The following is a 14,192-nucleotide window of genomic DNA, read 5'->3' as shown; positions in this document are numbered from 1 at the left end:
TGAGGTCGGAAACGTGTGCCATCAGAAATACCCTTCCTGCTTCTTCTTTTCCATCGAACCGGTCGAATCGTGGTCGATCACGCGACCCTGCCGCTCCGACGTCGTGGTCAGCAGCATTTCCTGGATGATGTCGGTCAGCGTTGCGGCGGTTGATTCGACCGCGCCGGTCAGCGGGTAGCAACCCAGCGTACGGAAGCGCACGCTCTTCATCTGCGGCACCTCGCCCGGGCGCAACGGCATGCGTTCGTCGTCGACCATGATCAGGGTGCCGTCGCGCTCGACCACCGGACGCTCCGCGGCAAAATAGAGCGGCACGATGGGAATGTTTTCCAGGTGGATGTATTGCCAGATGTCGAGTTCGGTCCAGTTCGAGATCGGGAACACGCGGATCGACTCGCCCGGATGCTTGCGCGCGTTGTACAGCTTCCACAGCTCCGGCCGCTGGCTCTTCGGGTCCCAGCGATGCTGCGCGGTGCGGAAGGAAAATATGCGTTCCTTGGCGCGCGACTTCTCTTCGTCGCGGCGCGCACCGCCGAATGCGGCGTCGAACTTGTACTTGTCGAGCGCCTGCTTAAGGCCTTCGGTCTTCCACAGGTCGGTGTGCAGCGCCGAGCCGTGGTCGAACGGGTTGATGTTGCGCGACTTGGCATCGGGATTGATATGCACGAGCAGGTCCATGCCCAGCTTGCGCGCCATCGCATCGCGGAATTCGTACATCGCCTTGAATTTCCACGTGGTATCGACGTGCAGCAGCGGAAACGGCGGCACCGACGGGTAGAAGGCCTTGGCTGCCAGGTGCAGCATGACTGCGCTGTCCTTGCCGACCGAATAGAGCATGACCGGGTTCTCGGCCTCGGCCACCACCTCACGCATGATGTGGATGCTCTCGGCTTCCAGCCGCTGCAGGTGGGTCAATGTAGTCATCGTGATGAAAACCGGGAAGCAGGGTTGCGCGCCGACCCGATGGTGCGGGCGGACGCAGGAGGAGCAGGATTTTACAGTGCCTCGCGGTTCGTGGGTCGGCCGGGCGCCGCGTGCGTCACGTCTTGATCAGCGCTGCCATCAACTTGACTGCGGCATCCAGCTCGACCTGAGCCGTATCGATGACCAGATCCGGCGCTTCCGGCGGCTCGTAGGGCGCAGACACCCCCGTGAAATGCGCCAGTTCGCCGCTCCGCGCCCTGCCGTAAAGGCCTTTCGGATCCCGTGATTCGCACACAACCAGTGGCGTGCTGACGAAAACCTCACGGAAATCGCGCGCGCCGATGATGCCGCGCGCCATGTCGCGATCTGCAACGGTGGGCGAAATCAGTGCCGAAACGACGATCAGGCCGGCATCGTTCATCAGGCGCGCCGCTTCGGCGACGCGCCGGATGTTCTCGCTTCGGTCGGCTTCACTGAAGCCGAGATTGCGGTTCAGCCCATGCCTTACATTGTCGCCGTCGAGCACATAGCATGCGCGCCCCGAATCGATCAGATGGCGTTCCAGCGCGAAAGCCAGCGTCGATTTCCCGGCCGCGCTCAGCCCGGTCAGCCAGAACGTCATCGCAGACTGGGAAAACATGTCTTCGCGTTCGCTCCGGCGGACCTGTCCGCCTTGCCACACCACATTTCTGTTGCGCTCCGTCGCTGGCATCCTGTCCAGTAAGTTCATTCAGGCGGAAAATCGCTTGGCCCCGGCAGAAACGGGCGCGGCGCGAAACCCAGGTCACGGGCGGCTTCGGCATGATCGAAGACCTGGTCGCGGTTCATGCGTTCTGCGATGGACGGCGACCAGTGCCGATGACCGGGCAACCGCGATGCAAACGCCAGCGCCCACTGCACGGCGCCCGCCGGCAGCCGGACGATACGGGCAGATCTGCCGAGTGCGGCGAAAACGCGCGCAACCATTTCGCGGTACGTCAGCGCCTCGCCCCCGGACAAGTTGTACGCGCCGCTGTGCACCTCCGTGGTCGTCAATGCGGCGACGCAGGCGTCGGCGAGATCGGACGCATGCAAGGGCTGCCGCAGGCCCGATGCCGGCCCGATCACCGGAAAAAAACCGAATCGGCGGATGAAACGCGCCACCTCCGAAACATTGTGGTCAAGTCCGAGCCCGTATATCAGCGTCGGGCGAAGGATGACGCACTCGATGCCGCGACCTTCGGCCCACTGCTTAAGTTGCCGTTCGCCCTCGATCAGGCGCCGGGCCGTCTCGCGCTCCGACACATCGGACGAATCGGGCTTCGTGAAACGACTCGTTGACGAAAGGGCCACCACGCGGCGGACCCCCAGACGTTCAAATTCATGGAAGTAGTCTGGCAACACCCAGATCGGTGCGAGGCACAGCCAGTTCGGCACTGCGCAGGACGGCAGCTCGGACAGCGTGTGGGCGGACTGCGACCGTAGGTTCGGCCGGTTTTCGTACGACGGACTTCTGGATACGGCCAATACGCGCCCTCGTTGTGGCAGGCACTGAAGCACAAATCGGCCGACTAGACAGCTCGCGCCGAGCACGCCGGTCCATTCGGATTTCTCGTCCGGAGGCATATCGTCACGATTGCTTGCCATGTGCCTCCATCGCCATGCGGGCTGCCCTGCCGGCTCGGCACGAAGGATCCTCTGTTAGCGATCGCTTGTCACCCGCAAACCGAACTTCATGCGCATGAATGTTGCGCACGGTGCTGTAGAAAATTCCTGTTAGGTCGTCGGCGCGCGCCCTCGGCATGGCGTCATTCACAGCGCAGCGAGCCAAATCCGATTTGCATCGTGAACTTCGGCCAGCCGAAGAAACTTACGGACTTCGGCGTGGCGAAACGCTTCACGATCACACAGGAAGCGCGACATTCGCAGCCAAGAAAATCCGAGTAACCAGCCGAGCGCGAGCGGAATGCGACCGGCTGTTTCACGATTGACGCCACCGACACGGCTGTAAGCATCGAGCAGTCTTTCAGCAGCAAGAGTTTTGGTCTGCGAATCCCACGCTTCATCTACCAAAATAAAGCGTTCGATGATTCTTGCAATATCGAAGTGGGCAGGTAAATAAGACCACCCAGCTTCCTCGAAATCGAGAAACCAAACATTTCCATTCGTGTCCTCAAGCACATTTCCCGCGTTCAAATCATTGTGAATGACTTGACAACCGCCATTGCCCAGGCCCGCATCGATCGCAAGCCAGCGTCTCACGTGGGCGCGCACCGGGGACAATTCGCAACAGGCCCAGGACTCATCCGCCAATAGATCCGCTGCCTTGCGCCGCATACGTATGCGCATCCGTCGCTGCAGGTGCGCAACCTTACGAGAAGCCGGAAAATTCCCCAGGGCAGCATGCAGTCTCGCCAGTTCTCCCCCCAGCTTGGGCAAGCCGACCAAGGAGTTGTTTAGATAAGTTCCGTCGACGAACGGATAGGCAAAAGCCACACGGCCATCAAGGCACGCCTTGGGAAACCCCGGTTCGCAAACCGGCGTCAGCACCCCACATTCTCGGACGTAATCCGAGATACCTCCCGAACGCTGTAGCCCGACTGCGATGCGCCTCGGAACAAGCTTGATGAACAGATCGACATTCGCGTCGGCAACCGTCATTCGACAATAGGATATTTCAGTAGCACCTGTACCAGATGCCACTAGGTAATCCCCTCGCTTCCCGAATGCATCCACCAACACGGGAAGCAAATTGCCACCGGCGGGCGCCCAACATAGGGATTTTGGCGTGAATGTCGACGCAATAGGCTCTCTGAAAGAGCCGGCTGACTTAGACGGTTTTCCTTCACTGCCGCAGGGAAAGCTTGCCATATGCCGTTCTTTTAAATTTGAATCGATCAAACGCTCGCCATACATGCTGTCTCGCCAGCAGCCTACCAGTCACATCAGCATTGTCAAAAACCGAGGCATGGCTGAATGAGCTTGTGATGTATGAAGATGATTCCGGATTGACCCATACCTGAAAAAACTACACATCGCCACTTTCAGCAACGCTGATATCGGCCCACTTGATCGACTCGCCGCAACTAATCGGCACAATCGCGCGCGCGCCCAATAAGCTGTCGATTTCTTCAGCACCTATCCCAACCGGCGGAAAAGCAAAATCGAGGGCATCCCACGTGATGACCTCACCTTCCGCGATTCCCCTACGCGCGATGATGCACATGCGATCGACAGGACTGGCAGGAGCCTCCGCATCAGGACGAATGCTTTCGCCCAATGCACACCAACTTTCATCCAGTATGGTCAATGCTTCGCGCAAACGACTCACTGGAAGCGCGTGGGCGACGTCAATGTCTGTCTGAGCGTCATCGACGACCAGACCTTTCTCAACTACCGAGGCACCGAGTGCCACGGCAAGCGACAGCATCGCAAGGCCGCTGTGATGATCCGAAAGCCCAACCGGGCAGGAAAAGACTTCGGACATGTATGGCATCATCCGGAGATGGAAACGGGATGCGTGAGCCGGTGGGCCGGGCGGCGAGTGCTGAATGACCAGCCTTGCACCTGCCCCTTTTTGCCGGGCCCAACCTACGGCGCGCTCGATTTCCCGAAACTTGCTGCGCCCGGTATCAATTACCATTGGCAACTCGCTTTCGGCAACCGCATCGATCAGCGCCTTGTGAGTGATGTTCGATGAAGGAATCTTCACCGCAAGCGCACCCACGGCCTTCGCAAATGCAAGACCCTCCGTATCGTAGACGCTGAGAACGACATTCAGACCTGTATCGCGTGCATGGTTCATGACCTTGCGGAGCGACTCAAGCGGTACCACATGGCGGGCGATCACATTCTCGAAGGGCTCAGAAACTGCCTCGTTCTTGCTCTTATCGTAGTAGCTGACCCGCCCAGCGTTCTTTAAGCACAGACTTTCCCGGTGTAGCACTGCACCTTTCAGATAGCGCCCACCAGCCTCGGCTATCTTGTCAATCAGGCGGAAGGCCTGATTCAGATCTCGCTGGAAGTAGACGTCGATGTCTGGCCAGAACAGGGGCGGATGCCCCCCGCCTATCAAGTCCGGTCCCAGCGACACGCAAGGTATACCGCGAACCGTTTCGAGTGCAGGCTTTTCATGGTCAGGTGGGCACATGGAGTTCCATCAAGGTCTCTGGCAGGAGCAGGCACAATCCGTTGGTGGTTCGACGGGTACCATCTGCCAAATCGAGGGAGTAGGCGCGATGGGGTAGCAACTCTCGCTTTGCTAGAAACGAAGTCATGCGGAAGTCTGAAAATCTCGTCTTCAGACCGCGACTAGCAGCCCAACGGCTAACTTGAGCGCGTGAGAAAATATTGAATCCACGCATCCAGTCCAGTCCATTCAAATTGTCACGGTACGCAATGCGCACATCGATGTCGTCCGGATTCAAGAGCGCCTGTACATAAACGTGACCACCCGGCGAGGTATTCGCAACAAGGTTTTCGAGCAAGGGCTCGAAGGCATCGAAAATACCGAGCGTACCGAATGATGTAACCACATCGAACTTTCCGAGTCTTGCGGTCAGTCCGTCTGCAACCCGCAATTGCGCTTTCGAAAGTTCGGTGCGCCGTCTGGCAACGTCGATCAGTCTAGCGTCGACATCGATACCGGCTAGCTGCGCGTCGGGATAGTTGTTGCCGAGGAAAGCAAGCAGGTCTCCGGTTGCACACCCAACGTCGAGGAATCGCATGGGCGACAAACCTTGCGCCCGAATTGCTTGTTTTAAGAAGCGGAAAACATCCTTCTCTGACACGGCCCTACTCTTGCCCAGATACGTCTCTGGCCGCTGCTGGAAAGAAGGGATGTCAAATGACTCGGGTATCATTACTTTTCACCTCGAAGAGAAGTTCCAAGAGGCGATCGAGGGCCATTCCATCGATCGCCCCCCAGTATTCAGAGCCACGTGTGGCAAGTGCACCAAGTTGTGCCTGCTCCGCAGGATCTCCAAAGCGAAGTAGTGCAGTGCGGAACCCGGATTCGTCTACTGCACTCATGACCTGTGGCAATTCGCGATAATCGGCGTAGCCATAGCCGTAGCAGTCAAAGTCGATGACGGGTATGCCGCACCCGAGCGCCCATTTGATCGTCGACGAGACAGAGCAGATGTATAGATCCGCAAGAGGCAGCAGATCCGCTACGGTCGTCTCAACCAGCACCGCGCCGGTCGCGCGAATCAGCGCGCGCCCCTCTGCCGAGATATTCGGATGGGGGCTCACAACCACATTAGCACCAGTCAGTTCGCCAGGCAGGCGCGCAAATGCGGAGACCACGTCCGCATACTGACGATAAACACAGGACCGACTGGCAAGTTGATCGGGCGGCATTGCAACCACTGCAAGTTGCCGATGAGCCGGCAGGTTGTATTGCGCAAAGAGCGCCGTACGGCGCGCTCGCCTTTCACCGGCTACGACGGCAAGCACGTCTTGCAAGGGGTGACCGATCGGCTTCAGCTTTGCTGCCGGGAAACCGAACCGGGAGTAGGCCTGTTTCATCGCTGAGCTCTCCACCGCGATTGCATCGGCGTGTCCGGCATTGACCAACCAGGGATTAAAAGGCGCCGTGGCGGTTAACTCGCGAGCAACCGCTTGAACAAAAGGCAATCGGGTAATGGCAAAACCATCGCCTTCAGCCAGCCAATGGGGCAGGTGTCGGCGAATCAGGGTAGCCCTGCGCGCATCGACCGCATGCGACGAACTGCTCTTGTAGGCGGTGACGGCTTCCTGATCCGAGATGGCGCCGTAGCTCGACACTGCAGTCATGATGCCCCGCCTGCGTGCGCCCTCGATCCAACCGTAGCTGTCCCGTTCCACATTGTCCTCGGCGAGCACGACGGCATCGATGCCCAATTGAACCAGCCAGTCCTCGCAAAAATTGATGCGACGACGTATTCGATCGACTTCAGACCACACGGCGTAACGCTCGCCATCGGTCAAATCGGCAACCAGAGCATCCGCCACCGTGGTTGAGTTGTCAGCCCCCGGCGGTGCATACCCTGCAACCTTCGCCTGCAAGTCACTAGGAAGGCGTATCGGTTTCGAAGCGAGCCAACCGGTAAGTCTCGTGTATATATCGGCTAGGCCGCCGGCGGAAGTCGCTTCTTCAACGTACACGGTACCCGCGGCCAGTGCCTCGGCCTGGTAACGCGCCGAGTCGGGAAGGCAGTAGGGAGACCACAAAATCACATCGAATCCGCCGGTTGTCCGGCCACGCGCTGCAAGTTTTAGCCAGACCTGAAAATTCCCCGGCTCGTACACAATACAGAGGAGTCGCTTTCGTTCAGCCACGATCAAGCCTCCATTTTCGAACTATCGTTTCCAACAATTCTTTCGATCAGTTCGTAGGCATCTTTGACGGGATCGTCCAGATTACCGAAAATCATGCGAGACCTGTCGGCTTGCCGTTTCCGCTCGGCGTTGGTCAACCCTGTTCGAATCGCGACCTCCAGAGTCTGTCTGTCGACGGCTGGAAGTGCGATTCCGTCAGTCACCAGCGGAAATGCGGTAAGTCCAGTAGCAGACCGCCAGAAGCCGGACACATCTGCCGGGTAATCGGCACAGATGATGCTCACCGCAGGCGAGTCGGCGGCGCACATCATGTAGGCGGCATCCAGTCCGACGGTGGAAAAACACGAAACGACGATATCGGCAGCGGCGATGGCTATTTCGATCTCCATGTTTTTAACAGTGATTGGGCGGGCGCCTGCACCGCGAAGCAGGGAGATCGTGCGGGAGCTGGATTCTGTGGATTCACGGGGGTGAGGTTTGTAGAACAGCGAAACATCGCCCATTCGAGCCGCTAGGTGTCCGATATCTCGCAACACGTGATGGTAGCCTGGCAAATGGAGAATATCCTGACCAAAATAACCGATGGTCATCGCCTGCATCCCCAATCCGAGCGCCTCCCGGCCCCTTCGCCGGAAGCTCTGGAAATCGCACTCCCGGTATCGCGCATGTTTGAGCGAACCGATTACATGCGCGGTCGCCGAAGTTCGCGCCTCGGTGAGCCGAGCGGCCAGCGTATCGATGACGAGGTAGTGGTCAGGGCGCGAAACCTCTGGCCACGTATCTCCCCAGAAATCCTGCACCACGACGCTCGGGATGCCCAAGGAGCGGGCCGCAGCAATAACGATTTCATCAATGCCGTTCTCGTCGGTTGAAGATCGACCACAAACCACGAGGCTGGCGCCAAACTTTTGAATTCTCTCCGCTGCTATTGCCCTGCTGCGCAACAAATCACTGCGCGAAACCGAAGTATCGAGCCATGTCAATGCGCGGACGTGCGGGATGCCCCGTGCGGCCAAACGTTCTTGCGCGGGCCCTTCCGCCACGACTTGGCATAGCGTGCCGCGAGCCGCAGCGCCCGCAGCCAGTTCGGCAATGTGACCTGCTGAACCAGCATCGCGCATTGTAAAGATCAGTTTGGCCGGTTCAGATTGCATCTAACCCCTGCATTGCTGTCGATGCCACCCAATCGAAGTTGGACCGACCGGAAGCCCTACCCGGAGTTGGCGTATCGAACATCTCGCTTATGGCGATAGAAATCTCGTCACAGCCGGTAATCATGCTGATTCCTGCCTTTGGACCCGAAACCGCAGATCCGTGTGGACCGCAGAATCGCCCTGCCCCGGCGCCCACACGCTGAAACGGCGCTCACACTTTGCCAGTTGTTGCGCAACATGCACGTTCCCTTCGGGCGCGCTTTGTGACCACGCAAACACGCACCGGCCGGAAGCCGAAAGTTGTCGCAGCACGCAGGCACCTACCGCGTTCGTAACCTCCGGCAAAGCGATCGCGAGTTCAATCACGCTTCAGTCCCAACACCGACCGCACATGCCCTGGCAGGTAACGGACGACGACGAACGCGAAGCGCAGCCAGACGCCGATCGCAACCAGCCACATCACAACTCCAGGATACTGATGGCGGAAAAACTTGCGATAGAAAAGCATCATGCCGCGGTGCTTATGCCAGGCGACGAAGATGGGGCGCGCTCGGCTGCACACGCCGTGGTGATGCACCATGCCGGCGGCCGGAACGAACATAATCTTCCATTTGCTGAGGCGAAAGCGCATACACCAGTCGAGATCTTCGCAGTGCATGAAATAAGCCTCATCCAGCGGACCGACATCCAGCATTGCGTTGCGGCGCACCAGCATGCACGCACCCGAGATCGCTTCGACCTCGACCGGTTGTGCGGGCAACGGTTGCTTATGCAGGTAAAAATCGAAAAAGACCCTGGGCCAGCGCCTTGCCAGTTTCGAGAGGCCCACGGTACGCACCAGCGAACGCCAGGGTGTCGGCACGGCACGCCGTCCTCCGGCCTGTTCGCTGCCGTCCGGATTAAGCAGAAGCCCGCCCGCCATTCCGACCTCACCGTCCGCCAGCATGACGGCCAACAAGCCGAGCATTGCGCCCGAGTCAAGTTCGCAGTCGGGGTTGAGGAAGAGCAGGAAATCTCCAGTGGCCTCTGACACGCCGCGATTACAAGCACGCGCGAAACCAAGGTTCTCTTCGTTACGGACTATGCGCAGCCTGCTGTCGCCGACGAATGTCGCCCGCAGACACGACAAGCTGCCATCGGTCGACGCGTTGTCGACCACTACAACTTCGCGAGCATCCGAAATAGCCGACCTTACCGCATCGACAAGACCCGGACCGGCGTTGTAATTGACGATGACGACCGAAACTGCAGAAGCTATTTCCATAGAGAGTTCAGAGCCCTGCCGACTCCAGGAACCGGACATCGGTCGAACGCCTTCAGTAGTCCGATCAGGCCAACGGTTCTCAGTTGCTGTATGCGCCGACGTTTGCGCAACATCCGCGCAAGCATGCACAAGGCGTCGAACTTGGCACGAAGAATTGCAGTCGCAGCGCCTGCTGGCAAGTAACGCAGCACTCCGGCGATGTTCAAAACCAAATGAAAAGGTAAAAATATCCAGAAGAGCAGCCCCGGCATGTTCTTCACATAGACCCAGACGAGATTGCGGTGACCATGGTAGACGCAAAAGGCGCTGCGCCGGCTGGTCGTACCTGAGCCGATATGGTGCACGCGAGCCGCCGGCACCAGCAGGCAACGGTAGCCCGCAAGGCGCAGGCGAAAGCCCAGATCGACGTCTTCCATGTAGCAAAAGAAGTCCTCGTCGAACCCTCCGACCTCGATCAGTGCATGCCGGCTGTAAAGCGCAGCCGCAGCGCAGGGGGAAAACACCTCGCGCTCCGCGGCACTGCGGTTTGCGGCCGGCAGCCCGAAGCCGTCGCGCCAGGCAAACCCGCTGACGTGGTAGCGGTCGCCATCTCCGTCGAGCAGTTCGGGATTCCAAGCCTGTAGTAGCCGTGACGCGAACATCGCACAATCGGGATGACGCCGCGCCGCCGCCAGCAAGGTTTCAAGCCAGAGGGGTTCAGCCCGTGTATCCGGGTTCAGCAACGCTATCCAAGTGCAATCATCCGCCAGCGAGATGCCATGGTTGTTCGCCGCAGAAAAGCCGACGTTGGAGGGGCTGCGCGCATAGACCAAACGAGGATACGACTCGAGACTGGCGATCTGCTCGGTCGTCGCATCCCCGTTATCGATGACGATTACCCTGAAATCCTGCACGGTCTGCTGCGACAGCGCACCCAGGCAATCGTGCAGAACATCCCAGCAGTTCCACGCGACAATGACAACGGCGCAAGCCTGCGGGCACAGGACACTCGGCTGCGCACTCATCGCCGACACCACTTGTACATACTCACGCGACTGCTCCACAAGGGAAGGGACAGCATGAGCAACTCATGGAATTCAGGACCATGGGAAACTTCAGCAGTCCTGCAGTCGTCGCTATCATCCACCGGATCCGTCTGCGCCATAGACCTGCTGAGTCCGTCCGGCGATGGCTTGATTGGCCGACAACATGTATTGCACGTGGGCCGGCAGGAAATAACGGCGGATCGCATCTTCAGTCAGCACATGCCGGACATTGATACCAAGCACTCCACCAAGCAGCGCGGACGCCGATGATACGGAGAGGACGTGGCAGCGCGACAGCAGCACGGACAGGAATTCCACTGGCAGACGCCCCAGCGGATCGGGCAGCACAATCAGGTGATAATCCGGCAGCCTGAGCGCGAGTGCCCTGAGCAGCGCGGGGTGCGAGCCGGCGTGCGGCTTGACGATAATCGTTGCACCGACGGGCACATGCTGCGCGCAGAGCTCGGCATACAAAGCGATTTCGTTTTTCTGTGCACACATTCGGCTGCCCGTGAAGTTACCCAGCAAAAGCATAAAAGGCTGGGTGCCCTCCACGACGAGACCGTCCAGCAACTGCAACTCTGCACTTGTCAGGCCGGTGAAGCCCTGCTGCAGGCGGCCCAAGGCGTCGCGTAGACAACTGGCCGGCAACAGACGCACCGGCAGGTCGCAGTCGGATGTTCCCGCGATCCGAAAATCCACGGCGATGATCGCTTCGTGCGCGCCGAGCCAATGGGAAACCCCACGCAGACGGGTCGCCCAGACGCCTTGGCGCAACGCGTCGGGGCGATGACGCACATGCTCCGGAAATGGCGGGTTTTCGGGATGGAGAAAGCCCGGCGGATCACCGTAACAGACGCGACGCGCGGACGGGAAAGCCTGCATGAGCGCCTGCGCGGTGTGGTCGGCACTGGCGTCGTGCGAGAAGTACAGGACTTCGGGCACCGGGCGCTGCCAGTGAGTGCGTATCCACGCCGCACGTGAATTCAGCATGCGGAACGGCGACAGACTTGACGCCCGGTGCACAAACCCGGGGAATACCAGTCGCACCCACGGCAGCCCGGCGAGGCAATTGGCAAAGACATCGTGTACGTCGGAGCCCCGTCGGTGAAGCGCCGCCCGGTGACACCAGACAAATACCGTGACGGGCGCTTCTTCCCAGACACCACGGCCTCGGCGATCCTCGAAAAGCGCACCAAAAGCATGTGGTAGCTGGTGAATGAAGGACACAAGCATCACTGCTTCGCCAGCAACTGTCGTCCGTTGCGACTGGGCTGCTAGCGCCGCCGCTGTCATCAGGGACGCCACGGTTGTTCGATCCACCAAGGCAGGCTCGGCCGCACAATGCAGTTCGGCCACTGATTCGGCCAATCGCCGCGCACACCCTCCGGGCTGCTATCGTCAGTCACGCTAAAACTGAGCACCGATGCCTTCATGAAGCGGTGTTCCGGCAATTTGCCGGGCCAGAACTCCAGATCGATGCGGTAGTCACCAACGTTCAGCAGCGGTGCGGTGATGGTGCAGCGCTCGCGGTACCGCCCGGGGCGCCGATGGGCACCCGCGTCAGCGATCAAATTATCCATCGACACGAGTACGTAATGCCCCGACAGATCCTTCACGTGCAGATGCACATTGACCGGGTAGCGCTCTTTCAGTATCTCGAATTCGATCTCGACGGTCAGTGGCTCCTTGACATCGAACTCGCTGCGCACGGCCCCTGCTGCATCGATTATGCGGACGGCGTCCAAACGAATGACGCCATCGAAGGTCGGTGATTCGGCCGGATCGGCCCACACCTGCTCGCATTGCAGGTTGATGCCTGCGCGAATGTAGGAGCGAGTGATGTCGGCTACCGACGACAGCGCACGCATGCCGGCCTCGGCACCGATCATGCTGTCGCCGACGATGCGTCCATGCGCCATGTGAACGCCGCGATTGCAGATGCGATTGATGGCATCCATGTCGTGACTGACGAATATAAGAGTGCGCCCCCGGTCTGCCACTTCAAGCATTTTCTCGGAACACTTCCGCTGGAAAGCCGCGTCACCGACAGCGAGCACTTCGTCGACGATAAGCAGCTCGGATTCGAGATGTGCCGCGACCGAGAAGGCGAGGCGCACATACATGCCGGAGGAGTACCTTTTGACCGGAGTGTCGATCATTTCTCCAAGTTCGGAGAATTCGATGATCTCATCGAGCCGGCGGCGGATTTCGGCCGGCTTCATACCCATGATGCTTCCGTTCAAAAAGATGTTCTCCCGTCCAGTCAGATCACCATGAAAGCCGGTACCTATCTCCAACAGGCTGATCAAACGACCACGAAATCTGAACTCGCCACTGGTGGGGCCCGTGATCCGCGACAATAACTTGAGCAACGTGCTCTTGCCGCACCCGTTCGGGCCGATGATGCCGACGCGGTCACCTTGTGCGATCTCCAGATCGACATCCTTGAGCGCCCAGAAGTGATCCGGCGGCGCATCGGCCGTCTGGCTCGAATCAAGCACCCGATGCGCATCGGAGTGCACTATGGGAGGTGCCTTAGGTTGGACACGCCCGGCAGACATCAGCATGCGGGTCATGTTGCGCAAACGCGCGTTGAGCATCTCCGCCGCTGTCACGTTGCTCCGCCCGATGCGGTAGAGCTTTGATAGGCCGGAGCATTTGATCACCCAGGTCACAGCGTATCCACGATCTGTCGGTCCTGCCGCTGAAACACGACCACTCCGCTCACGAAGCACACAACTGCCATCCCGCCCAAGGTCCACAGAGTGGTGGCCGACGGCCATTGTCCGACCATGGCCGCCCGGTAACTGTTGATCACCAGCGACAGCGGATTAACCGCATACCAAGGCTCCGCCCAAGCCGGGACGGCCGACACCGGATAGATGGCGGGCGTAGAGTAGTAGAAAAGCTGAAGACCCAGAGGCACGAAATGCTTCACGTCGCGATAACGAGCATTCACGGGCGCGAGTATCAGGCCGACGCCCAGTCCGATCATGAGCGTTGACAGCAGAAGGAAAGGCATTATCAGGAGTAGCTGTATCGTCCACACGCCGTAGCCGATGGCGAACGGGGTGATCAGCAACACATAGGCGATCAAGAAGTCCACCGCAGCGCCAACGGCGTATGAACCACCTATCAGCAGCCGCGGAAAATACACCTTGGTGATCAGACCTGCGTTGCCCTCGATCATCTGCACGGACGGATTCAGTACGTTCATGAAGGCGTACCAGGGAATCACCGCCACCAGATAGAACATGATGGTGGGCAGACCGTCGGTTGGGACCTTCACCATGACGCCGAACACGATGACAAATACGCCGACGGTAATCAGTGGCGTGAGCAGCACCCAGCCCATGCCCAGCACCGTCTGCGTATAACGCCCCTTCAGGTCACGTTTGCAGAATACCCAAAGCAGCAGACGGTATTCCCAGAGGCTTCTCAGCAGTGCCGCGAAATCCATCCCGCCACCACCTCGAACTACCGTTTCGCGCAGGTGCGGTGGCACGCCTTCCGACGACATGC

At 59.3% G+C, this 14,192-nt stretch carries 13 protein-coding genes; all 13 read right to left on the bottom strand.

Annotated elements, in window-relative coordinates; translation table 11 throughout:
* Positions 1-21 precede the first annotated feature (21 nt).
* Positions 22-924: a sulfate adenylyltransferase subunit CysD gene (gene cysD, locus Q8Q80_RS01770; RefSeq protein ID WP_257080699.1), complete on the bottom strand. Its 903-nt coding sequence runs from the start codon at positions 922-924 to the stop codon at positions 22-24.
* Positions 925-1,039: 115 nt separating this feature from the next.
* Entirely contained in the window at positions 1,040-1,636 is a 597-nt protein-coding gene (gene cysC, locus Q8Q80_RS01765; protein ID WP_305631282.1) for an adenylyl-sulfate kinase, read from the bottom strand.
* A gap of 14 nt (positions 1,637-1,650) precedes the next feature.
* Complete coding sequence (locus Q8Q80_RS01760; RefSeq protein WP_305631281.1) at positions 1,651-2,550, bottom strand: NAD(P)-dependent oxidoreductase; 900 nt, start codon at positions 2,548-2,550, stop codon at positions 1,651-1,653.
* A gap of 165 nt (positions 2,551-2,715) precedes the next feature.
* On the bottom strand, positions 2,716-3,819 hold the full coding sequence (locus Q8Q80_RS01755) for a phosphotransferase enzyme family protein (RefSeq protein WP_305631280.1): 1,104 nt from the start codon (positions 3,817-3,819) through the stop codon (positions 2,716-2,718).
* Between the two features lie 112 nt (positions 3,820-3,931).
* Entirely contained in the window at positions 3,932-4,996 is a 1,065-nt protein-coding gene (locus Q8Q80_RS01750; protein WP_305631279.1) for an N-acetylneuraminate synthase family protein, read from the bottom strand.
* 43 nt (positions 4,997-5,039) lie between these two features.
* On the bottom strand, positions 5,040-5,693 hold the full coding sequence (locus Q8Q80_RS01745; protein WP_305631278.1) for a trans-aconitate 2-methyltransferase: 654 nt from the start codon (positions 5,691-5,693) through the stop codon (positions 5,040-5,042).
* 52 nt (positions 5,694-5,745) lie between these two features.
* Positions 5,746-7,224 carry a hypothetical protein gene (locus tag Q8Q80_RS01740; protein WP_305631277.1) on the bottom strand — a complete coding sequence of 493 codons (1,479 nt, stop codon included), beginning with the start codon at positions 7,222-7,224 and terminating at the stop codon, positions 5,746-5,748.
* A 2-nt stretch (positions 7,225-7,226) separates the two neighbouring features.
* Positions 7,227-8,378, bottom strand: coding sequence for a hypothetical protein (locus tag Q8Q80_RS01735; RefSeq protein WP_305631276.1), 1,152 nt, complete (start codon positions 8,376-8,378; stop codon positions 7,227-7,229).
* 358 nt (positions 8,379-8,736) lie between these two features.
* Entirely contained in the window at positions 8,737-9,642 is a 906-nt protein-coding gene (locus tag Q8Q80_RS01730; RefSeq protein WP_305631275.1) for a glycosyltransferase family 2 protein, read from the bottom strand.
* Positions 9,633-10,646: a glycosyltransferase family 2 protein gene (locus Q8Q80_RS01725; protein ID WP_305631274.1), complete on the bottom strand. Its 1,014-nt coding sequence runs from the start codon at positions 10,644-10,646 to the stop codon at positions 9,633-9,635. The genes Q8Q80_RS01730 and Q8Q80_RS01725 overlap by 10 nt, the downstream gene beginning before the upstream one ends.
* A gap of 114 nt (positions 10,647-10,760) precedes the next feature.
* The gene (locus Q8Q80_RS01720) at positions 10,761-11,975 is read right to left on the bottom strand and encodes a hypothetical protein (protein WP_305631273.1); all 1,215 of its coding nucleotides are present in this window, start codon (positions 11,973-11,975) and stop codon (positions 10,761-10,763) included.
* A complete protein-coding gene (locus Q8Q80_RS01715; protein WP_305631272.1) occupies positions 11,963-13,345 on the bottom strand; it encodes an ABC transporter ATP-binding protein in 1,383 nt (460 codons plus the stop codon). Before Q8Q80_RS01715 ends, Q8Q80_RS01720 begins: the two co-directional genes overlap by 13 nt.
* Positions 13,342-14,190 carry an ABC transporter permease gene (locus Q8Q80_RS01710; RefSeq protein WP_305631288.1) on the bottom strand — a complete coding sequence of 283 codons (849 nt, stop codon included), beginning with the start codon at positions 14,188-14,190 and terminating at the stop codon, positions 13,342-13,344. The genes Q8Q80_RS01715 and Q8Q80_RS01710 overlap by 4 nt, the downstream gene beginning before the upstream one ends.
* Positions 14,191-14,192: the final 2 nt, after the last annotated feature.

Source organism: Methyloversatilis sp. (assembly GCF_030698125.1).
Taxonomy (GTDB): Bacteria; Pseudomonadota; Gammaproteobacteria; order Burkholderiales; family Rhodocyclaceae; genus Methyloversatilis.
This window is presented reverse-complemented; position numbering and strand designations above follow the sequence as displayed.

What these genes read in the sequence shown, in the direction of transcription:
- cysD (WP_257080699.1), bottom strand. Translation starts at nt 924, where the DNA reads ATGACTACATTGACCCACCTGCAGCGGCTGGAAGCCGAGAGCATCCAC.
- cysC (WP_305631282.1), bottom strand. Translation starts at nt 1,636, where the DNA reads ATGCCAGCGACGGAGCGCAACAGAAATGTGGTGTGGCAAGGCGGACAG.
- Q8Q80_RS01760 (WP_305631281.1), bottom strand. Translation starts at nt 2,550, where the DNA reads ATGGCAAGCAATCGTGACGATATGCCTCCGGACGAGAAATCCGAATGG.
- Q8Q80_RS01755 (WP_305631280.1), bottom strand. Translation starts at nt 3,819, where the DNA reads ATGTATGGCGAGCGTTTGATCGATTCAAATTTAAAAGAACGGCATATG.
- Q8Q80_RS01735 (WP_305631276.1), bottom strand. Translation starts at nt 8,378, where the DNA reads ATGCAATCTGAACCGGCCAAACTGATCTTTACAATGCGCGATGCTGGT.
- Q8Q80_RS01730 (WP_305631275.1), bottom strand. Translation starts at nt 9,642, where the DNA reads ATGGAAATAGCTTCTGCAGTTTCGGTCGTCATCGTCAATTACAACGCC.
- Q8Q80_RS01725 (WP_305631274.1), bottom strand. Translation starts at nt 10,646, where the DNA reads ATGAGTGCGCAGCCGAGTGTCCTGTGCCCGCAGGCTTGCGCCGTTGTC.
- Q8Q80_RS01710 (WP_305631288.1), bottom strand. Translation starts at nt 14,190, where the DNA reads ATGTCGTCGGAAGGCGTGCCACCGCACCTGCGCGAAACGGTAGTTCGA.